17 protein-coding genes are annotated in these 22,284 nt (G+C 61.1%); 8 read left to right on the top strand and 9 right to left on the bottom strand.

Annotated features, from left to right (window positions below):
* Window positions 1-58: 58 nt before the first annotated feature.
* Window positions 59-1,039: an AraC family transcriptional regulator gene (locus tag K8B33_RS11985; protein ID WP_223426774.1), complete on the top strand. Its 981-nt coding sequence runs from the start codon at window positions 59-61 to the stop codon at window positions 1,037-1,039.
* A gap of 56 nt (window positions 1,040-1,095) precedes the next feature.
* On the opposite strand, the gene ung is transcribed toward K8B33_RS11985, so the two are convergent.
* From ung to K8B33_RS11955, 6 genes are all read right to left on the bottom strand, one after another.
* Window positions 1,096-1,809 carry a uracil-DNA glycosylase gene (gene ung, locus K8B33_RS11980; RefSeq protein ID WP_223426773.1) on the bottom strand — a complete coding sequence of 238 codons (714 nt, stop codon included), beginning with the start codon at window positions 1,807-1,809 and terminating at the stop codon, window positions 1,096-1,098.
* 5 nt (window positions 1,810-1,814) lie between these two features.
* Window positions 1,815-2,489, bottom strand: a complete 675-nt coding sequence (locus K8B33_RS11975) for a TetR/AcrR family transcriptional regulator (protein ID WP_223426772.1) — start codon at window positions 2,487-2,489, stop codon at window positions 1,815-1,817.
* 112 nt (window positions 2,490-2,601) lie between these two features.
* Window positions 2,602-4,128 carry a lysine--tRNA ligase gene (gene lysS / locus K8B33_RS11970; protein ID WP_223426771.1) on the bottom strand — a complete coding sequence of 509 codons (1,527 nt, stop codon included), beginning with the start codon at window positions 4,126-4,128 and terminating at the stop codon, window positions 2,602-2,604.
* A 32-nt stretch (window positions 4,129-4,160) separates the two neighbouring features.
* A protein-coding gene (gene prfB / locus K8B33_RS11965; protein WP_223426770.1) for a peptide chain release factor 2 occupies window positions 4,161-5,280 on the bottom strand; the annotation gives its coding sequence in 2 pieces (ribosomal slippage) (window positions 4,161-5,207 and window positions 5,209-5,280; 1,119 coding nt in all).
* 90 nt (window positions 5,281-5,370) lie between these two features.
* Window positions 5,371-5,655: a DUF7352 domain-containing protein gene (locus K8B33_RS11960; protein ID WP_223426767.1), complete on the bottom strand. Its 285-nt coding sequence runs from the start codon at window positions 5,653-5,655 to the stop codon at window positions 5,371-5,373.
* A gap of 97 nt (window positions 5,656-5,752) precedes the next feature.
* Window positions 5,753-7,690, bottom strand: coding sequence for a DUF389 domain-containing protein (locus K8B33_RS11955; RefSeq protein ID WP_223426765.1), 1,938 nt, complete (start codon window positions 7,688-7,690; stop codon window positions 5,753-5,755).
* Between the two features lie 301 nt (window positions 7,691-7,991).
* On the opposite strand from K8B33_RS11955, the gene K8B33_RS11950 reads away from it, so the two are divergent.
* Genes K8B33_RS11950 through K8B33_RS11930 form a run of 5 tightly spaced genes read left to right on the top strand, consistent with a single transcriptional unit; the run spans window position 7,992 to window position 14,287 of the window.
* Window positions 7,992-10,403, top strand: coding sequence for a TonB-dependent receptor domain-containing protein (locus tag K8B33_RS11950; RefSeq protein ID WP_223426763.1), 2,412 nt, complete (start codon window positions 7,992-7,994; stop codon window positions 10,401-10,403).
* Between the two features lie 8 nt (window positions 10,404-10,411).
* Entirely contained in the window at window positions 10,412-11,035 is a 624-nt protein-coding gene (locus tag K8B33_RS11945) for a PepSY-associated TM helix domain-containing protein (RefSeq protein ID WP_223426762.1), read from the top strand.
* Window positions 11,036-11,077: 42 nt separating this feature from the next.
* Entirely contained in the window at window positions 11,078-11,623 is a 546-nt protein-coding gene (locus K8B33_RS11940; RefSeq protein ID WP_223426761.1) for a DUF2271 domain-containing protein, read from the top strand.
* A gap of 31 nt (window positions 11,624-11,654) precedes the next feature.
* Entirely contained in the window at window positions 11,655-12,506 is an 852-nt protein-coding gene (locus K8B33_RS11935; RefSeq protein WP_223426760.1) for a DUF4198 domain-containing protein, read from the top strand.
* Between the two features lie 2 nt (window positions 12,507-12,508).
* Entirely contained in the window at window positions 12,509-14,287 is a 1,779-nt protein-coding gene (locus K8B33_RS11930; RefSeq protein WP_223426757.1) for a flavodoxin domain-containing protein, read from the top strand.
* Between the two features lie 15 nt (window positions 14,288-14,302).
* On the opposite strand, the gene K8B33_RS11925 is transcribed toward K8B33_RS11930, so the two are convergent.
* From K8B33_RS11925 to K8B33_RS11915, 3 genes are all read right to left on the bottom strand, one after another.
* Window positions 14,303-16,120, bottom strand: coding sequence for an acyl-CoA dehydrogenase (locus K8B33_RS11925; RefSeq protein WP_223426754.1), 1,818 nt, complete (start codon window positions 16,118-16,120; stop codon window positions 14,303-14,305).
* Between the two features lie 895 nt (window positions 16,121-17,015).
* Complete coding sequence (locus K8B33_RS11920; protein WP_223426751.1) at window positions 17,016-17,807, bottom strand: AraC family transcriptional regulator; 792 nt, start codon at window positions 17,805-17,807, stop codon at window positions 17,016-17,018.
* Window positions 17,804-18,820: an AraC family transcriptional regulator gene (locus K8B33_RS11915; RefSeq protein ID WP_223426749.1), complete on the bottom strand. Its 1,017-nt coding sequence runs from the start codon at window positions 18,818-18,820 to the stop codon at window positions 17,804-17,806. Before K8B33_RS11915 ends, K8B33_RS11920 begins: the two co-directional genes overlap by 4 nt.
* 283 nt (window positions 18,821-19,103) lie before the next feature.
* Here K8B33_RS11915 and K8B33_RS11910 point away from each other — a divergent pair, with 283 nt between their 5' ends.
* Together K8B33_RS11910 and K8B33_RS11905 are read left to right on the top strand one after the other, a co-directional pair.
* Window positions 19,104-19,535, top strand: coding sequence for an SRPBCC family protein (locus K8B33_RS11910; RefSeq protein WP_223426746.1), 432 nt, complete (start codon window positions 19,104-19,106; stop codon window positions 19,533-19,535).
* Window positions 19,536-19,672: 137 nt separating this feature from the next.
* Window positions 19,673-22,213, top strand: coding sequence for an efflux RND transporter permease subunit (locus K8B33_RS11905; RefSeq protein WP_223427144.1), 2,541 nt, complete (start codon window positions 19,673-19,675; stop codon window positions 22,211-22,213).
* Window positions 22,214-22,284: the final 71 nt, after the last annotated feature.

The raw sequence follows: 22,284 nt of genomic DNA, 5'->3' as shown, positions 1-22,284 counted from the left end.
TAGCACACTCCAGCCTCGGGGTAAGATGGCATTCCTTGCACCAGATGGACTTTATTGCATGCCCCATACCTCGAACTGGCCGCTGCCGGACAGCGGAGACCGGGTCCTGCTGCCCCACGACCTGACTCGGGCACTGGCCAAGCATGACCTGTCCTGTGGCTGCTATCCGCAGGCGTTTGGCTACTATCCCGAGGCGCGCGGGCATCGCATGGCCCGCGCGCGACCGGAGGACCATCTGGTGATTTATTGCGTGGCAGGTGCTGGCTGGCTGACGCTGGAGAATGATGCGGGGGAATCGGTGCGGCAGTCTGTTGCAGCGGGGGACCTGCTGCTACTCCCGGCGGGGCGGGCTCACACGTACGGTGCCGACAATCGGCAACCCTGGAGTCTGTACTGGGTACATCTCGGCGGCATTCATGTTCCGGCGTTGTTTGCCCGCGTGACCGACATCGTCACGGTGCAGGATTCAGCGGAGACAGGCAGTCATGCCCGCATCAGCGCACGGGTTACTCCGGGTGATGCTGCGAGCCGCATTGCCGGCGGCTACCGGGTTGGCCTGCATGAACGTCTGGTCAACGATTTCCAGGCACTGCTCGCCATCGCCCGGGGCGGCTATCGCCTGACAGCCTTTCTGCATGCGGCAGACCTGTGCCGGGGCCTGCTGAGTTACGCCGCGCTACTGATGGAGCGGCCCCCCGCACATCAACACACCCTGGATCTGGCCGCCGTACACCACCTGATGGCAACACAGCTTGATCAGCGGCCCTCACTGGCCGATCTGGCCAGCGCAGCGGGCCAGGCATCTACTTACCAGTTCATCCGTCGCTACCGGGCGCTGACCGGCCAGACGCCGATGCAGGCATTCCTCCACCGCAAGATCGAACGCGCCTGCTATCTGCTGGAAGTCAGTGACCTGACAGTGGCGGAGATTGCCCGCCAGCTGGGTTACGACGACCCCTATTACTTTTCGCGCCTGTTCCGCAAGATCGCCCGCACCAGCCCGGCCCGTTATCGCCAGGGCGGCGCACCGCCTATATAGCGATGGCGGCGATGGCGGCCGCCATGGGCGAATAAGACTGTCCGGGCAGGCACACTTCAGGGACGCCAGTCGATGGGTGCATCACCGCGATCAAGCAGGTATTCGTTAACACGGGAGAAGTGGCCGCAACCGATAAAACCGCGATGCGCGGACAAGGGTGAGGGATGGGGCGCCGTCAGCACCAGATGGCGCTGGCGGTCGATCAGACTGCCTTTTTTCTGGGCGTAGCTGCCCCACAACAGAAACACCAGCCCTTCACGATCACGGTTCAGGCGCTCGATAGCGGCGTCGGTAAAGCGTTCCCAGCCGCGCCCCTGGTGCGATGCGGCCTTGCCCTGCTCCACGGTAAGCACCGCATTGAGCAGCAGCACGCCCTGTTCCGCCCAGCGTTGCAGGCAGCCGTGGGTGGGGATGGGCAGGCCCAGATCGCGGTGCAGTTCCTTGAAGATATTGACCAGGCTCGGTGGCGGCCGCACCGCTTCCGGCACCGAAAAACACAGGCCATGGGCCTGCCCCGGACCGTGATAGGGGTCCTGCCCCAGAATCACTACCCGCACCTGATCAAACGGTGTCGAATTGAATGCATTGAAGATGACCGGGCCGGGCGGAAACACCGGCTTGCCCTGCGCTTTTTCCTCACGCAGGAACACACCCAGGTGCTGCATGTAATCACTGGCGAATTCATCCGCCAGCTGCGCCTTCCAGCCCGACTCCAGCTGGATGTCGCGCTGTCTTTCCAACTGCTCGCCCAACTGCTCCCCCTCCGGCATATCTGCTACCTCTGGCCCGACTCGACCAGCAGACTCAGTATGTAGCGCACCCGCCGCCGCACGCCGCTCTGATCATATCGCTCGGGCGATGCCAACATCTCATATTCCAGATGCAGCAAGGCGCCGTAAATCAGCTCCGCATCCAGTTCAGGCTGCCCGGTTCCCAGTTTCTCACAGGCACGCACCAGCACTTCCAGCTGCTTTGCCTTGTACAGGTCCGCCAGGCCGCGTAGCCGCTCATCAAGCACGGCCTCATGCATGAACGCCTGCTCCGCGATCAGATGCTCGCGCTTGTTGGTCACCTCACCCACGACGTACGCCGTTGTCATGTCCGCCAGTGCGTCGAGCATTGCCGCGTGCTCAGTTGGCGAGTTGGCAAGATTGGCCGGTGCATTGTCAATAAAGGCAAAGGCCTGGTCACGGAACGGCTCGATCACCTCCTCCATGGCCTGCTCGGCAAACAGGGTGAAGGTATCAGCGATCAGATCGGTGATGTCCTTGAAATAATAAGTGGTCGCGGAGAGCGGCACGTCCGCCTCTTTGGCTACCGCGCGGTGGCGCACACTGCGCACACCTTCACGGATGATCAGCCGCAGTGCGGCCTCCAGAATGGCCCGGCGGCGCTGTTCGCTGCCTGCCCGGCGTGCCTTGCGTCCCTGATATTGGATTGCAGACGTCATGTACTGCCCTTTTTATTTGTGTATTGGATTGCCCGGCCCCTGACAGGGTGTCGAAAAAACCGTATTGCAGACGCCGCCCTGACAGCAGCGCTTGTTCTGAACACGTCTGATATCAGCGCCCCACCGGACGCATATGGGGAAAGAGAATCACATCCCGGATCGAAGGCGAATCGGTAAAAAGCATGACCAGCCGATCAATCCCGATACCTTCGCCTGCTGTGGGCGGCATGCCGTACTCCAACGCTGTGACGTAGTCCTCATCATAGAACATGGCTTCGTCATCGCCGGCTTCCTTCTCGGCCACCTGATTACGGAAGCGCTCGGCCTGATCCTCGGCATCATTGAGCTCGGAAAAGCCATTGGCGATTTCCCGCCCACCGACGAAGAACTCGAAGCGATCCGTGACAAACGGATTGTCATCGGAGCGGCGCGCCAGCGGCGACACTTCCGTCGGGTACTCGGTGATGAAGGTCGGCTGCAGCAAGCGATGCTCCACCGTCTTCTCGAAGATTTCAATCTGCACCTTGCCCAGCCCGTAGCCGTCTTTCAGCGCGATACCCAGCCCTGATGCAATAGCCCGGGCGCCGTCATCATCCGCCAGCTGTTCTGCGCTGATCTCCGGATTGAAGTGCAGAATCGAATCAAACACGGACATACGCTGGAAGGGTTTGCCAAAATCGAATGTCTCACCCTGATAGGTCACGGCAGTGTCGGCCAGCACATCGTTGGCCAGCGTGCGCAGCATGTCTTCGGTAAGATCCATCAGGTCGTTGTAATCCGCGTAGGCCTGATAGAACTCCACCATGGTGAACTCGGGATTGTGGCGCGTCGACAGGCCTTCGTTACGGAAATTCCGATTGATCTCGAATACCCGATCAAAGCCCCCCACCACCAGCCGCTTCAGATACAGCTCCGGCGCGATGCGCAGGTACATATCCATGTCCAGACTGTTGTGATGGGTGATGAACGGCCGCGCTGTCGCACCGCCGGGAATCACCTGCAGCATGGGGGTTTCTGCTTCGATGAAGCCCCGCTCCGCCAGATACCGGCGAATCCCGCTGATCACCTGCGCGCGGATGCGAAACGTGCGGCGGGTATCATCGTTGGTCATCAGATCCACATAACGCTGGCGATAGCGCGTTTCGGTATCGGTCAGGCCTTTATGTTTTTCCGGTAGCGGCCGCAGGGATTTGGTGAGCAGTTGATACTCGTCCATCATCACGTACAGGTCGCCTTTGCCCGATTTGCACAGCTTGCCGCGCACCCAGACGATATCGCCGATATCCCAGTGCCGCGTCGCCTGCTGCACCGGCTTGGCCGCATAAATCTGGATACGACCGCTCTGGTCCTGCAACACCTTGAACGATTTGCGATCGAGCATCAGGCGGCCTGCTACAGCCACGGTGATATCACGCTGCTCCAGGGTTTCCTTGTCCAGTTCGCCATATTCGCTGATCAGTGCTGCCGCCTGGCTGTCCGGGCGAAAGCCGTTGGGGAACGCCTGGCCCTCGGCGCGCAGCGCCTGCAGTTTTTCCCGACGCTCGGCGATCAGACGATTCTCATCGACAGCCGTCTCCGGGCTGTCGGCTTGCGGGGCCTGGGGATGAGTCTGGGGGTGAGTCTGGGTGTGGTCCGTCATGCGGTGTCACCTGATATTGTCAGAGGTCGCCATTACAGGCCCGATTTCAGAGAAGCCTCGATGAAACGGTCGAGATCGCCGTCCAGCACCGCCTGGGTATTGCGGGTTTCCACGCCGGTACGCAGATCCTTGATGCGCGCGTCATCCAGCACATAGGAGCGAATCTGGCTGCCCCAGCCGATGTCGGACTTGGAATTCTCCAGACGCTGCTTCTCGGCATTGCGCTTCTGGACTTCCAGCTCGTACACCCGCGCCTGCAGCATCTTGATGGCCGTATCCTTGTTCTGGTGCTGGGAGCGGCCGCTCTGACATTGCGTGACCACCGTGTGCTCTTCCCCGGTATCCGGGTCCTTGAACACATAGGTCAGGCGCACGGCAGAATCGGTCCGGTTAACGTGCTGCCCGCCAGCACCGGACGCGCGGTAGGTGTCCACCCGCACGCTGCCCATATCAATATCGATATCGATGTCGTCATCCACTTCCGGCGACACGAATACGGAGCTGAAGGAGGTGTGGCGGCGGCCGCCGGAATCAAACGGGGATTTGCGCACCAGGCGATGCACGCCTGTCTCTGTGCGTAACCAGCCGTAGGCGTAATCACCCTGCACATGGATCGTGGCGCTCTTGATACCGGCGACGTCGCCAGCAGACGCTTCCACCAGTTCGGCCTTGAAGCCGTGGGCGTCGGCCCAGCGCAGGTACATGCGCAGCAGCATCTCGGCCCAGTCCTGGGCTTCAGTGCCGCCGGAACCGGCCTGGATATCCACATAGGCGCTGCTGGCATCCATCTCGCCGGAAAACATACGACGGAATTCCAGCTTGCTGACACTGGCTTCCAGCGATCCGAGTTCGCTGCCGAGTTCGCCCAGCATGTCCTCGTCCTGCTCCTCGACGGCCAGCTCGAGCATGGCCTCGCTGTCCGCGAAACCGCCTTCCAGCTCATCCAGCGTGGCCACGACAGCTTCCAGCTGGGCGCGCTCACGCCCGAGGGCCTGTGCTTTGTCCGGGGTATTCCAAACGGCGGGGTCTTCGAGCTCACGCTCGACTTCGGTCAGGCGCTCACGCTTGCCAGGGTAGTCAAAGATACCCCCTCAGTGCGTCGGTGCGCACTTTGAGGTCGGCGAGCTGGTTTCGCAGCGGGTTGATTTCCATAGAAAAGCGTTCCGGTTATGGTTCAGCGGCCAGTCAAGTTGATTGCCTGGCCGCAAAGAGCGCGATTCTACCGATTACCGGCGTGACTGGCTATTCCGCCAGCTCATAGATGTGGTAGGCCTCTGGCCGCAGCATGTCGACGGCGGTGCCGCTGAAACTGGCATGATCGGGGATACCGTCACCGGTGCGGAACACGCGGAAGCGCCGCTCCACCTGCTCTGTCCCCATCACGCTACCTGCCGGCACTTCGACCCACACATACAGCAGACGCTCCTGCTGGTTGAACGCGACATCACGGACAACGCCCTCGGCGGACATCTTCAGAATCTGGATTTCGTCGCCGGTCTGCAGGCGATGCTTGTGCATGGTTTTCATCAGGGGGTCTCCCGGTAGCCGATGATTCGCCGACCTTGTGAGTCGACGGGGGCTCCATGTTAGCCACAACCGGGCGGCAGGTCACGGCCCCGCCGCCTCACAGCCGCAATCGTGGCACCGCCTCCAGCAGCACCCGGCTGTCCAGCATCTCCTCCAGTTGCAGCTTCAGATCATGCAGATCACCCGGTGCCAGCATCTGGGCACTGACCACATCCGCGCGAATGCGCAACTCGTCCCGGGCCAGCGTCAGTGACACATCTGCCAGACTCAGACTTTTGCCGTTGATCTCGAACTGCGTCACCACCAGACGATTCTCGATCTGCCAGTGGCGGTTGATATTGTTGAACGACACCGCCAGCGGAATGGACACCAGCACCACCATCAACAGAGACCAGCCCAGGCCCTTGGTTGCGCGCTTCACCGGTGCGTAACCCAGCATCATGAAGGTCAGCAGCCCTGCCAGCGCAATCCCCACCAGGTTGGTGATAAACAGCAACATGGCGCCACTGATGACCTCCCAGCTGAGCCAACCGATGCCGATGCCCGCCACACATACCGGCGGCACCAGCGCCACCGCAATGGCCACACCGGGCAAGCTCTTCATGACATGTTCGCGGGCATGGGCGTAAGCCCCGGCAATGCCAGACCCCACCGCCACCCCCATATCCAGCAGCGAAGGCTGCAACCGGCCGGCAATCTCCGGCGTCATCTTCTGCAACGGCACGATAATGGCCACCAGCGCAGACGCACCAAGGGCGAGCACCACGCCGATACCGATGGTGAAAGTAGAGTTGCGTAGCAGGGTCGTGTCGTTGCGCAGCGCGCCCATGGACAGGGAGATGATGGGCGCCATCAGGGGCGCCAGCACCATCGCCCCGATGATCACTGCGGCGCTGTTGAGAAACAGGCCCAGGCTCGCCACCAGGCTGCTGAGCACCATCAGGATCACATAGTCACGGCTGGTCTGGGCGTTGTTCTTGAGCAGCAGAAACAGATCCTTGAAATCCTCCTCCACCGCACGCGTGAAGAACGGCAAGTGCTTCTGGATCATCTCCACCCGCGCTTCGTTCTGGGGCAGATTTTCCACCTTCATGGTGTCTTTTTTCTCGCCCGCGCTCTCATGCCGCTCATAGAAGGTGTCGTTGAGGTTGATGCGCACCGACTGGGGCTCCACCCGCACTTTCAACTGGCTCGCCTCGCGACGACGACCATCTACGTAGTAGGGCATCTTCTTGCTGCTGGCGATTTCAAGCGTCTCGCTCTTGATATAGCTGATCGCGGCTGGCAACTTCTTGCCGATCCGGCTGCCCTGGAACAGGGCCGTCAGCATGAAAGCGAGGTATTCCACCACCGATTTCGGCGCAATCAGCACCGATGACACCTTGCCGTCCTGCACCGAGATGCTGGTATTCACCAGACGTGCGGCGGCGCTGTGTACATCGTTTTCGATCAGCACAATGCCGGTCACGGCCGTCTTGATGGTGACATCCCGCCCCGTTGTCAGGGTGACCGGGAACGGGTGGATGCCAAACAGGTTACCGATGCTGATGAAGCATGACTGGATGAAATACCACAGCCGTGACAGCCGCGTAGGCTGCTCGGCAACATAGCCCTTGCTGCGCTGATCCAGAAACGGCGTTTCGCCCAGCATCACCATGCCCAGCACGACTTCGTCATTGCACAGCACCACATCCACGGCGCGCCCCTCGGCCATGAGCGCCAGCTCCATGGCCGATTCGAGCCGCCGGGGAATGGCAAACAGGCGATAAGTCAGGGAACGGGGGCTGACCGGGATGATGCCGACGGCATAATCGTGGACCCGCGCGCCGTGGATGATGCGCGACAGGTCACCATCGTTGACCACCGCCACGACGTGACGACTTTTCTCCAGCCAGGTGCCAGGCGCCTCGGCAAATTCGTCCAGCGGCACCGGCACCAGCTCGATGCCCTGCTCCGCCGCATAGGCACTGAGCTTGTCCAGCAGTGCCTCGCCTTCATCCTTGTATACCGCCAGTGCACTGCGTACACCCGTCATGAGAGCTCCTCATATTCGCAAATCTGGCCCCGCCCGAGGTCATGCCCGGCCGGGTTGGATGCTGCACGCAATGCGCTGCACTGAGTTTGCGCACGCTGAGTTTGCGGACATAGTCCCTTTACACATCAGTGGCGGTCAATCCCGGTCGCGTCATGTCATGCAGATGCCCGCGTGAATCCGATTCAGCTTCTTTTACCCGTAATGATACTTGTTATCTATTGAGATTGATTATCAGTTACTGTAGATTCACGCGCTGCTTACATTCGCTTGCTTGCCCATGAATCTCACAGGAGTCTGACCCATGCGCTCAAAGGCCTTCACTGCCTGTCTATTGAGCCTGGCTGTAGCCGCCGCCACCAGCCCTGCCCTCGCCGATACCGCCAACGCCGATATCGAGACCCGCCCCGCTGACCAACTGGCCCCGGTCACCATCGTGTCCACGGCCGCCGGTTTTGATCAGAAGCTCACCGACGCGCCAGCCAGCGTCACCATCGTCGACCGCGAGGCCCTGGCATCGCGACCCTACACCAGCCTGGCCGATGCGCTGCGTGATGTGGAAGGCATCGACGTTGGCACCGGCACCGACAAGAACGGCAATCTCAGCATCACCATGCGCGGCCTGCCTGCCGAATACACCCTGATCCTTATCGACGGACGCCGGCAGAGCAATATCGGCAACATCTATCCAAACGGCTTCGGCGGCGGGCAATTCAGTTTCATGCCGCCACTGGATGCCATCGAACGCATCGAAGTGGTGCGCGGCCCGATGTCCACCCTGTACGGGTCCGACGCCATGGGCGGTGTCATCAATATCATCACGCGCAAAGTCAGCGACACCTGGGCGGGCTCCATCACCCATGGCAGAACCTTGCAGGAACACGCCGAATTCGGTGACGACATCAAGACCGATATCTACATTACCGGCCCCCTGATCAAGGACAAGCTGGGTATCGTACTGCGCGGTGGCATCTACAACCGTGAAGAATCCAACCCCCGCTTCAATGACACACTGCTGCTGTCTGACGGGACGCCCTGGGAGAACAGTGGCGGATTCGGCAGCGATACCGTTGCCGCACAAAACTGGACTGGCGGCGTACGCCTGGCATTTACGCCCACAGAAAACCACGACATCCTGCTGGATTACGACGTCAGCAAGCAGCGCTACGACAATCGCCAGGGCCAGACCGGCACCCTGGATGGCACGGAAAGCCTGTGGCGCTCCACGGTTGTCAGTGATGGGCCCAACGCCGGCAATCGCGTTGTCGCACCCCGTGTCGGCTACACCGAATTCCAGCGCTACGAGCGCGAGCAACTGACGCTGACGCATATCGGCCGTTGGGATATCGGCACCAGCGAAATCGCGCTGACCCGCAGCGAAAGCAACAACCTCGGCCGCTCTCAACCGCTGTCGATCCAGGAACGCGATACACTTCAGCAACTCTGGTGCGACGTCGGCGCGCGCCTCGAGCCCGGCGCCCCGGACCCCTGCCAACTGAATCTCGGCAATCGCCTCGATGAACTCGACGACGATGAACTCGAGCGCCTGAATGCCTTCCTGCCACGGCCCCTGCGCGAGCTGAAACTGGACAACACCATTGTGGATGCCAAGCTGGATACGATGCTCGGCAACCACCTGCTTGTGGTGGGCGGACAGTACATCGACTCGCAGATGGAAGACGGCGTATTCGGGCTTGATGGTGCCGGGTTCCAGCAAGGCACCATTCAACCGCACAGACAATGGGCACTGTTTTTCGAGGACAACTGGGACCTGTTGCCGCAACTGACGCTGACCGCTGGCTTGCGGTATGACGACCACAATATTTTCGGCGATCAGCTGAGTCCGAGGGGCTACCTGGTCTGGCGCACTTCCCCGGCCTGGACGCTAAAAGGCGGCGCCAGCACGGGCTACAAGGCGCCAACGCCTGATCAACTCTACCCCGGCATCACCGGCTTCACCGGACAAGGTGTCAACCCCACCGTCGGCAACCCGTCGCTGACACCGGAGACCAGCACCAACTATGAAGTAGCCGCCTATTTCGACAACGGCGGTCGCGTCAGCGCCAACCTGACGGTGTTCCGCAGCGATTTCGACGACAAGATATCGACCGGCGACAGCGTGCCCAACTGCGAAGTGAACAACGTCCCCGGCTGTGTGGACATCGGGCCCGGCTGGGCGGATCTCGGCTACATCCAGTTCCGCCAGAGCACCAACGTGGACAAAGCGCTCACCCAGGGGGCCGAAGTTGCCACGCGTATCCGCATTGCCAACCCGTTTGCCCTGCGCGCCAACTACACCTACACCGACAGCGAGCAACGCAGCGGCAATCAGAAAGGGCTGCCGTTGGTGAATACCCCCGAACATATGGCCAACGCCTATCTTGACTGGTTCGCCACGCAAGACCTGACCGTCACCCTCGGCGCTGAAGCCCGTAGCAAACGCTATCGCGGTGTCGCCAACGCCAGCGGCCCACAGGGTCAACAGTTGCTGGAATACTACAAGAGCTATGAGCTGTTCCACCTCGGCGCACGTTATCAGGTGAATGAAGATCTCACGTTCAATGCGCGCATCAACAACCTGCTGGACACCAACTTTGTTGATCGCACTTGCGTGCCGGATAACCCCGCCAATATCAGCAGCTATACCTGTAACGACAACTACAGAATCCAGGAATACGGGCGCAGCCTGTGGCTCTCCGCCAACATGCGCTTCTGAGCTGAAACATGGCGATTTCATCCGCTGCAAAAAAGGCCGCTTGGCATCAGCAGATCATTCGCTGGCACTGGATCAGTTCGGCCATCTGCCTGATCGGCATGCTGCTGTTTGCCGTTACCGGCATCACGCTGAATCACGCGGCCAGCATTGAAGCAACACCGGTGACCACGACCTGGCAAGGGACGCTGCCGGGGCATATCCGCGCCGGGCTCAGCGAGCACGCCGATGGCGACGCGCCACTGCCACGCACCCTGCGGCACTGGTTGCGCAACGAAACCGGCATGAATCCGGGTACCGGCACCGCTGAATGGGACGGTGGAGAAATCTACCTGAGCCTGCCCCGCCCCGGTGGAGATGCCTGGCTCAGCATTGATGCAGCGTCAGGTGACTGGTTGATGGAACGCACCACACGCGGTGCCGTCGCCTGGCTCAATGACCTGCACAAGGGGCGCAATACCGGCACAGCCTGGTCCTGGTTTATCGACATCTTTGCCCTGGCCTGTGTGGTGTTCTGCATCACCGGCCTGCTGTTACTGCAACGTTATGCCGGCAGCCGACGCAGCACCTGGCCGCTGGTTGCACTGGGACTGGTGGCGCCCTTGCTGCTGATTATTCTGTTTGTGCACACCTGATGTGTGCGGCCTTGATAAGCAACGTTTAACGAGAGACATCCTATGCATTTCACGCTCCTGTTCAGCACATACCGATATCGCTTTCTCGTCACCTCGCTACGCCTGTTGCTGCTCATGGCACCTGCGAGTGCACTGGCCACTGAAATGCGCGTCAGTATCGAAGTGCCCTCCCTCAATGTGGCCGAGTACCACCGCCCTTATGTCGCCATCTGGCTGGAGCATCCGGACGGTGGGCCGGTGCAGACTCTGTCGGTCTGGTATGACACCGGCATGCGCGACCGCGAAGGCGAAAAATGGCTGAAGGACATGCGCCAATGGTGGCGCCGTGACGGTCGCACCCTCCTGATGCCGGTGGACGGCGTCAGCAGCGCCACCCGCCCCGTAGGCCACCACACGCTGACATTCCATGCCGGCAAAGCACCGCTGGGCGATCTCCCGCCGGGTGACTACCGCCTGATGGTCGAGGCCGCACGTGAAGTGGGGGGGCGCGAAGTTGTCACCATCCCCTTCACCTGGCCCGGCAGCATGCAAACAGAACGCCATGGCGAACACGAGCTCGGCAAGGTCACCCTGGTGATTACCGAATAACGTTATTACCGAATACAAAAGGAGCACACCCATGACCCAGAAGCTGAAACTGAAAGCGAGCGCGCGGCAGCGCATGATCACCCGCACCCTAACCGGCCTGCTGCTCGCCAGCGCCGCACTGCTGCCCCTGTCGGCACAGGCCCACCGTGGCTGGATCCTGCCCGCCGCCACCACCCTGTCCAGCGATGACGCCTGGGTGACGTTCGACGCCGCGATTTCCAACGATATCTTTCATACCGACTATGCACCGATGCGCCTGGCCAGCCTCACCGTCACCGGGCCCGATGGCGAACCTGTGACCGTGCACAACGCCCACACCGGCAAATACCGCAGCACCTTTGACCTGAACCTGCTCGAACGGGGCACCTATCGCATCACCAGCAACAACGCCGGTGTCATGGCAACCTGGGAAGAAAACGGTGAGCGCAAACGCTGGCGCGGCGATGCCGCCGGCCTCGATGGCGCCGTGCCGGACAATGCAGAAAATGTACAGATCACCGAATTTTCCCGTCGGCTGGAAACCTTCGTCACGGCCGGTGCACCGGATAACACCGTCTTCGACGGCGACCGCGCTGGCCTGACCTTGCAACCGGAAACGCATCCCAACGACTTGTTCGACACAGAAACGGCGCGTTTCCGGTTTCTGATCGACGGCGAACCGGCAGAGGGCGTCGAGATAGAAGTCATTCCGGCAGGCATGCGCTACCGCAACCAGCAAGCGATGCAGACGCTGACCACCGACAAAGAAGGTTACGTCGCGATTACCTGGCAAGGCGCCGGCATGTACTGGCTCGGCGCAAGCTATGGGGACGACAGGTCGTCCATCCCCGGTGCGCGACGTAACGCCAGCTACAGCGGCACGTTTGAAGTACTGCCGGAGTAATCGTGGCGCCAGCTTCTTCCCCGGCATCTGCGCGGACCAGACCACGGCATGGCGGGCTGCTGCTGTGTGGCGCCGCGCTGCTGTTGTGTGTGAGCTTGCCGACAGAGCCGCTGTTGCGAATGCTCAATCCGGCGCTGCCCGCACCAGGCACTGACGGTCGCGCGCAACCTGCCGCGCGGCTGCTTCAGCACCTTGAAGCCAGCCATCCGGATCTGCGCTTGCATCGACTGACATTGCCCGCAGCGCCGGGCCGGTTTGCACAGGTCTTTTATACCGACCTACACAGTGCGCAGCGTCGTCACGCACTGGCGGACCCGGTGAGCGGCACCTTGCATACCATGCCCTTGCGCGGCCAGCGCTGGCTGACGCGCGCAGAAACCGCGGGGCAGCGTCTGCGGCGAACACTGGGTGCGCCCTTGCCGGCAACGTTGCTGCTATTGTTGGCGTACGGCTTATTGCTTCGGCAGTTTTTGCGGGGCAATACAACACAAGCCCCGCAAGCACCACAAGCACCCGGCATCATCACGCCGGACACGACAGCAAACGACACCATGCTGGTCTGCTACGCCAGCCAGACCGGCGGCGCCGAAGCGCTGGCACAGGAAACCACCCGGCGTTTGCAAGATGCGGGGCGCGCCGTGCAGATGATAGCGCTGAATGCGCTGGACGCTGTCACGTTGGGCAGCGCACAGCAGGCCCTGTTCATCGTCAGTACCCACGGCGAGGGCGACCCGCCGGACAACGGCGCGCTGTTTGCCCGCCGCGTCTTGCCGACACGCACAGATCTGTCACGGCTGGAGTTCGGCCTGTTGGCACTGGGAGACAGCACCTATGAATTATTTTGCGGCTTTGGCCGCAGCCTGAACGCATGGCTGCGGCAGCAAGGCGCTCATGCCAGCTTCGCGCCGGTGGAAGTGGACAAACACGATGCGGCCGCCCTGACGCACTGGCATCAGCAGCTCGCGTACTTCACCGCTTCGGCAGTCTCGCCGCCCACGCCTGTAAAACCATCGACCACCGTGCACACCATGGCCCTGCAACGCCGCGAACATCTCAATCCCGGCAGCCCGGGCGCACCGGCCTTCCATATCAGCCTGACCGCCCCGGCCCTGCCCCACTGGGTCGCGGGTGATCTGGCGGTGATACATATTGGCGATACCCGCCGGGAATACTCCATCGCGTCGTTGCCCGGTGCTGGCGAAAAACACGGTGCGGCGCCTGCCAGCCTGCAGCTTCTGGTACGACAGATGCGTCACGCGGATGGCCAGCTCGGCCTGGGGTCCGGACTACTGACGCAATCGCTGCAGGTGGGCGAATCCGTATCGCTGAGCATCCGCACAAACCGTAATTTCCATGGCATAACGCAAGATCTGCCAATCATACTGATTGGCAACGGCACCGGCCTGGCCGGCCTCCACGCGCACCTTCTCGAGCGCGCCGAACGCGGTCATCACCGGAACTGGTTGCTGTTCGGTGAGCGCAGTGCGGACCATGATCGCTACCATGACGGGGCACTTCAGACATGGCATGAAGCTGGGCACCTGACCCATCTGGACCGTATCTTTTCCCGCGGAACGTCACCGGATACGGGCTATGTGCAGGATCTGCTGCATCGCCACGCAACACGCCTGCAGGCATGGGTCGCCGCAGGCGCGCACTTTTACGTGTGCGGCAGCCTGGCCATGGGCCAGGGTGTGGACAGTGCACTGAGACAGCTGCTGGGCGAGGCGGAAGTCGATACGCTGATACAGACCTCACGCTATCACCGAGACATTTACTGAGCAGCCAGGCTGCCGTCAGAAATGCGCAGCGGTCGCGCGCAAGGTCGTATCGTCCAGAGATTTCAGCAACGCCGCGCTATGTTCAATCACCGGCAGCTCATGCCGGAAAAAGAAATCGCAGGCGATCAACTTGCCCTCATAAAAATCCCGGTCACCGTCATTGATACTACCGCGGGCACCAGACAATGCCGCGGCTGCCACAGAGGCCTGCTCCAGCAACATCCAGGCCATGCTCAGATGACCGATCAGCGTCATATAGTGAGTCGCATTTGCCAGCGCCAAACGCACGTTCCCGGCAGCCAGTTGTTGCCCGAGGACGGCGGTGGTGCCACCTGCCAGTTGCAGATAATGCTGCATGGCACTGACATGCCCCGCCAGCGCTTCGTGCTCCGCCGCGGCGGTCAGGGTTGTTTGCATACGCTGCATCAGCAGCTTCAATGCAGCCCCCTGTTGCATCATCGCCTTGCGGCCCAGCAAGTCCATCGCCTGGATACCATTGGTGCCTTCGTGAATCGGGTTGAGGCGGTTATCCCGGTAATGCTGCTCCACCGGATATTCCCGGGTGTAGCCGTAGCCCCCGAGAATCTGAATCGCCAGTTCGTTTGCCTTCAGACACCAGTCCGACGGCCAGGCCTTGATGATTGGCGTCAGCAACTCAAGCAGCAACCCGGCCTCTTCCCGCGCCGTCGGCTCCGGTGCACTGGCTTTTTCATCCACCAGTCGGGCGCCATAAAGGGCTAGCGCAAAAGACGATTCCACATAGCATTTCTGCTGCAACAACATGCGCCGCACGTCGGCGTGCTCGATCAACGTCACTGGCTCGCTGGCCGGGTCCTTCTGATCCGGCAGACGCCCCTGGCGGCGCTCTTTGGCATACTCCAGTGAATGCAGGTAACCCGCATTGCCGAGCATGATCGCCCCCAGGCCGACGCCGATGCGGGCTTCATTCATCATATGAAACATGCAGGCCAGGCCTTTATGGGGTTCGCCCACCAGCCAGCCCTTGCACTGCCCGCTCTCACCGAACTTCAGGAAGGTATTGACGGTGCCGCGATAGCCCATCTTGTGGTTCACCCCTGCCAGCACTACGTCATTGCGCTCGCCCAGCGAACCATCATCGTTGACGTGAAACTTCGGCACCGCAAACAGGCTGATGCCGCGCACACCAGCCGGTGCATCAGGCAGACGCGCCAGCACCATATGAATGATGTTCTCGCCCAGCTCATGCTCGCCGCCGCTGATCCACATCTTGGCGCCTTCCAGCAGGTAATGCCCGTCCTGATGTGGCACTGCACGGGTGCGAATTTCAGCCAGCGAGGACCCCGCCTGGGGCTCACTCAGGCACATGGTGCCGTAGAAGCGCCCGGCCAGAATCGGGTCGCGGTAGCGGCGCTGCTGATCCTCATTGCCGTGGGCGGTCAGCAGGTTGGCTACGCCCCGGGCCAGTACGGCATAAGCAAAGGTGGCCACATTGGCGGCACCGAACGCGCTGCTGGCGGCGGTATCAATCAGAAACGGCAGTTGCATGCCGCCGATCTCGGCGGGTGCTGTGGCGCCCATGAAACCGGCCTCGATATAGGCATCCAGGGCCTGCTTGACCTCGGGAATGATGCGCACGCGGCCGTTGTCGAACTCGGGCTCATGAAGGTCCGATTTGCGGTTGTGGGGCAGGAACTGCTCCAGGGCGAGATCATGGGCCAGGTCAACCACGGCATTGAAGGTGTCGCGATTGTGCTCGGCAAAAGCATCCCAGCCGGTGAGCTGTTCTGCGCCCAGCACTTCGTACAGCAGAAAATCCAGATTGCGGCGATCCATGATGGGGCTCTTGCTCATGTCCGGGACCTCTTTTCAGTCATTTTGTCAGTTGTCGCGGTGACAGGTCCGGTGGCAGCCGGGCCTGAAAACCTAATGATAATGTCGTATTTGAAAGCGGGTGTGAACTTTTGCGTCGGGGTGGCGTCATATTTACCAGTGGCTGATTTGGCAGCCCCGACAGACATAGCTGATTCTGTTACAACCCTCCGATGCAATCCCTCTGATAGATATCAGGCGCCGGCAACCCCGGCGCTTTTTTTTGCCCGTCTCTGGCTACTCGGTCGCGGGGTGTTCCATTCTTTGTTGGCTGGTGGTTGTGGCCCTCGGGGGGCGGTAAAGGTTTTCAGGACACGCCGTAAACCCATCCCTGGGGGCTTGGTTTCGGCATCCTGCCTCAAACAGTCCTGAAAACCTTTACCGCCCCCCGAGGGCCGTCACGCGCAGCCCGGTCGATAAGCTGGAAGCCAACTGACGGTTTTGTTCCTCCAGAAAGTCGATAACAGCTACCGAACTTCGAATCTCCTGCCAGCGTTGAGCCGGGGTTTGCCCTGGAGGGACCTCTTTGGCCAGGGATGGCCAAAGCGCGAGCGACCAGGGACGGCTTGAGCGGTCCCGGAAGGGCATACCCCGGCTCAACGCGTACTCGCTGGAGGGTGACCAACTCTGCTTGAGAACAACCCGCTTTCCAGCAAGCGCGTAGTCGCGGCCAAATACAAACGTCCAGCCACGCCGCGATAAAGCAAAAAAAAGGGCGTGCTGTCAGGTAGCACGCCCTGGGTATGCCCGATAACCGGGCAAGCTCTCCGTCGTTCGGTGTCGCTGTCGCGACACGCATTCTTTGCAGCAGCAGTGCTGCCATGAGGCAGGTGTGTAGCGCACACCATATAAATCAAGCGACTATCAAAACAAGCGACTATCTTGGCTGATGCGGCAGAATGAAAACTTGAACGCTACTGCTATCTTTGAGCATCGCTGAGGGCCGCTGGCCAAACATCTTCCGGAAAGTCCGGCTGAAGTGCGCCGAATCCGAAAAGCCCGCCGCAATAGCGGCCTCAGTCAGTGATACCCCCCGCTCCAGCAGCTGTACGGCCCTGCCGACACGCAGCCACAACAAGTACTGGCTCAGACTCAGCCCGAGCTCCTTCTTGAACAGGTGCTGCAAGCGCGACACGGACAAGGCAGCCTTGCGAGCCAACCAGTCAACACGCGGCGGGTGCTCAAAATTGCGTAGCAGCAGCTCCCGCACCTTTTCGACCCGTGGGTCACGCCGCACAGGTCCCGGAGCCCGCTCCGCCAGCACATCGATCGCACGCTGGAAAAACCGGATCGCCCTGCTCGGGGTCCACTCCTTGTTGGGCATGGCACGGGTGATCGCCCGGCATTCGTCCACTTCGAGCTCGACCCAGGGGCGCCCCTGGAGGCGCTCGCCGAAGCGGCGGTAGCTGCCCCGGTCAGGGTCGACCTGCATGACCACCACTTTATCGTCAGCGGTCTCCAGTTGTTGGGAGACGCAAGGCGCAACCAATACGCCCCGCGAGGTGACCCAGTCATCACCGTGGGCAAACCGGAAGGGTTCGCCAGTCGCCACCAGGATCGACGCATTGTAATGGGCGTGAGGCAGATTCTGGATGTGGCAGCCGACCATCATGGCGTGCCCGCCGGCGACGTAAAGCCGGCCACTGGCGTCGCTGGCCCGGGGACTCATCCGATCACCTTTCGGCGGTAGGCGCCAGGGGCGCAGCCCTGCCAGCGCTTGAAGGCATGGTAGAAGTTGGCCGTATCGGAGAAGCCGAGTGCGGCGGCCAGTTGCTCCATGTCGCAATCCGCCCCGGCCAGCGCCGCGCAGGCATGTCTGTGACGCACCTGATCACGCAGCCCGGCAAAGGTGACGCCCTCCTGGCGCAATCGGCGCTGCAGGGTGCGGGCACTGAGATTCAGCACCGCCGCTATCTGCTCAACGCTGGTGTCGGCCTGGCCCAGGCGTGCTTCCAGAATGTCCTGCACCTGGCCAGCCAATCCCTGGGCCCGGCTTAGCCGCGCCAGTTGCTGATCTGCCAGCCGGCGCAGGCGTTGATTGTATTTCGGGTAGGCCGTGGGCAAGGGCACATCCAGTACGGCCCGTTCGATCACTATTTCATTGTGTTCAGCAGCGAACGTGATCGGCACCCGGAACATCTCCTCGTAAGGTGCAACCGATGCCGGCTGCGCGTGGCAGAAGCCGACACGGCGCAAACCCAGCTCGCCGCCGGTCAATGAGCGGCCAATCGCCACCATGGTGGCCACAACCACCTCATTGTGGGTGCGCGTGCGGGTGAAATTCAGGGATTCGTCAGACGTGCTGGTCAGCGCGACCAGATCACCGTGCTCCTGCAGTTCGAACTGCTGATAGGGCACCAGCAGGTCCTTGTAGCGCAGCAGCAACACCAGCGCCTCGCCCAGGCTGCCGGCCGTCGCCATCAGATTGCCCAGCAGATCCAGGTTGCCATAGTGATTTTCCTGGCCGACCCGCAGCCCGAAAAACGGGTCTTCTTCGGCCACGGCAAAGGCCGCCGACAGCAACATATCCAGCTGGCCGAGGGTGATGAACTGATCGTGACGCCCCACCGTATCCGGATCGATCCCGGCCTGATCAAACAGCGTCTGGATATTCAGGCGGCTTTTCAGGGCAAGCTCCAGCAGCCCCGGCAGGATGGATGCGGGCAACAGGCTACCGGACATGGGGTGGCCCCCATCGTTTGAACGTTGACATCAGCGCACACTTGTCCATGGTTTCATTGTTGTCATGTCATGGCCATCAGGGCTGTCGGCATACTGCCATACTATAATAGCGTGTGGCAGCCATAGCGTGTGGCGGCAGTGGCCTGGGGCTGCTGCAAGATTATCCCAAGATGACGCCCGCAACTGCTACAGCTGTGGCAAACTGACGGGATTGTCCCGGTCAGCCCGACAGATTGCCTCGACAGCAGGCCTTTGTAAACATACAAGAAGAGACTGTTTATTCATGCTCAAACGCTACTACGCAGACATGGTCACCGATGCCGCCGTACCGCCCGCCCAGGCCTTCCGCTTCTTCTGCAATGTGTCCGACTGGCAGGACTGGTCCAGCGTGATTCACCGGGCCAAGTTGCTGAATGGCGACTGGCGCAAGGGTTCGTTGTTGCTGTTCATGCCCAAGCTGCCGGGCCTGCCGCCAGCGCCACTGGTCGTTCCGATCATCGAGTTCGAGCAGGACTACCGCATCACCTGGGGCATTGATCTTCCCTTCATGCGCATGCTGCACCGCTTCACCTTCACACCGGTGGAGGGCGGCAGCTGCCGCATTCATCACGAAGAATGGTCCGAAGGCATCGTCAGCCTGCTGACTCTGCCGGTGGCCGGCGCCTTGCGCCGCTTCAACGACCGCTTCGCCCGCGAACTTGCTGCCATGTTCTAAGACAAAGAGCTCTGAAGCCAAGAGCTCTGAAAACAGTAACAGAACAGGCAGTGACATCGCTGATTCGACTTTGACACCCGGTGGCTCGCCACCCCCGCATAAACGCACTGACAAGCAAGGATGTTGCCGTGACCAAGATGTTTTTTGATGTGTACCAGCGCCTGGTACTGCGCCACCCGGTCATCTGGCTGGTTATTCTGTCGCTGGTCAGCGCCGCGGCCATCTGGGAAAGCCGCAACTTCCGCCTGGATGCCTCGGCGGAATCGCTGGTGCTCGAAAATGACGAATCGCTGGCGTTCTACCGGGAGGTCTCCAAGCGCTACGGCGGCAGCGAATTCCTGGTTGTGACATTCGAGCCCACTGCCTTTGACCTGTTCAGCCGGGACGCGCTCGATGAGCTGGGTCGGCTGCGTGCCGAGCTGAGCGAAGTGGATCGGGTCAACTCGGTCTACACCATGCTGGATGTGCCGCTGCTGTTCAGTCCCCAGGTCAGCTTCCGGGATCTGGCCAGCGGCTACACCACGCTGGAAGACAAGGACGTGGACCTGGCGCTGGCGCGGGAGGAATTCACCGGCACCAACCCGGTGTATGAAGACCTGCTGGTCAACCGCTCAGGCACCATCACCGCCCTGCTGATCACCATGTCCCGGGACCAGGAATACTTTCAATTACTGAACCGGCGCAATGCCCTGCGCGACAAGGACCGCGCCGGCACCCTCTCGTCAGACGAAGAGCGTGAGCTGAGCCGTATCACCCGGGAGTTCAGCGACTATAACGCCCAGACCCAGGCGCGCAGCGCTGACGAGATTGCCGAAATCCGCGCCATCATGGACGGCTACCGGGACAACGCGAACCTGTTCCTCGGTGGCGCCGCCATGATTGCCACGGATGTCATCAGCTTTGTGCGTAGTGATCTGCAGGTATTCAGCGTCGGCGTCGGCCTGTTTCTCATCCTGACGCTGCTGGTGATATTCCGCCGGCCACGCTGGGTGGTCATCCCCATGGCCTGCTGCGCCATGACCGCCATCTGGATGGCCGGCTGGCTTGGCTTCATGGACTGGAAAGTCACCGTGATCAGCTCCAACTTCGTTTCCTTGCTGCTGATCATCACCATGTCCATGACCATCCACCTGACCGTGCGTTACCGGGAGCTGCATGTGGCGAGCCCCGGCGCCACCCAGGAGGAGCTGATCACGGAGACCTTCCGGCGCATGTCCCGGCCGATTCTCTATACCGGCCTGACCACCATGGTGGCTTTCTCCTCGCTGGTGTTCAGTGGCATTCGACCCGTGATCGATTTCGGCTGGATGATGACCCTCGGCATCGGCGTCGCCATGTTGCTGTGCTTCACCCTCTACCCCACCTTGCTGGGTCTGCTGTCGCCGGGCGAACCGCAAAAGCTGCGTGATTTCACCCGCCGTGCCACGCTGCTGATCGCCGGTATTACCCGCCGCTATACCGTATCGCTGCTGGTGGTGGGCGTTGTCGTGACGCTGATTTCCCTGGCCGGGGTCTCCCGCCTGACGGTGGAAAACCGCTTTATCGACTACTTCCAGAAAGACACTGAAATCTATCAGGGCATGCTCGAGATTGATCGCAACCTGGGCGGCACCACGCCGCTGGACATCATTCTGCAACCGCCCGCTGCAGCGTCGCAGACAGCGCCTGCCAGCACCGCCTCAACGGCCGCCGCCGACACGAGTGATGACGACTGGGGCGACCCGTTCGACGACGACCCCTTTGCCGACGATCCCTTTGGTGAGAACGGTGACAGCAACAACCCGTTGGAAAACAGCTACTGGTACACGCCGGAACGCCTCGATCAGCTGTTGGCGATCCAGCATTACCTGCAATCCCTGCCGGAAACCGGCAAGGTGCTTTCCATCGCCTCCACCTATGAACTGGCGACCATTCTCAACGAAGGCCCGCTGAGCTATGTGGAGCTGATGTTGCTCGCCAGCTTTGTGCCGGAGGACCTGCGTGGGCAGTTGATCAGCCCGTACCTGTCCGACGACGGCAATGAAGCACGCATCAGCCTGCGCATGATCGATTCCGATGAAAACCTCAATCGCAACGAACTGCTCAAGCGCATCCGCGTGGACCTGGAAGAACAATTTGGTCTGGAGCCGGAACAGATCCAGCTGACGGGCGCCATGGTGCTCTACAACAACATGCTGCAGAGCCTGTTTGACTCCCAGATCAAAACCCTGGGTTTCGTCTTCCTGGCCATCTTCGCCATGTTCCTGGTGCTGTTCCGTTCACCGGTGGTGGCCTTGATTGCGATGCTGCCCAACCTGTTCAGCGCGGCTTTCATTCTCGGGCTGATGGGCTGGATCGGCCTGCCGCTGGACATCATGACCATCACCATTGCGGCCATCACCATCGGCATCGCGGTGGACGATACGATTCACTATATCCACCGGTATCGTGAGGAGTTTCCTGTCGATCAGGATTATATGGCCACCATGAAACGTTGCCACGGTTCGATCGGCACGGCGATCTACTACACGTCGCTGACCATCATCGCCGGCTTCTCGATCCTGGTGGTCTCCAACTTCAACCCGACGGTGTACTTCGGCATGCTCACCGCGCTGGCCATGCTGGTGGCCCTGCTCTCCAACCTGACACTGCTGCCAGCACTGCTGGCCGTCGTCAAACCCCGCATCCCCCGCCTCTAGGCGGGGCTGCGGCCATAACCCGGGGGTCACAACCCCCAAACCAACAAAAAATGGAACACAAAAAAAACCGC

Origin of the sequence: Alcanivorax limicola (assembly GCF_019931215.1) — a bacterium.
Lineage (GTDB): Bacteria > Pseudomonadota > Gammaproteobacteria > Pseudomonadales > Alcanivoracaceae > Isoalcanivorax > Isoalcanivorax limicola.
This window is presented reverse-complemented; position numbering and strand designations above follow the sequence as displayed.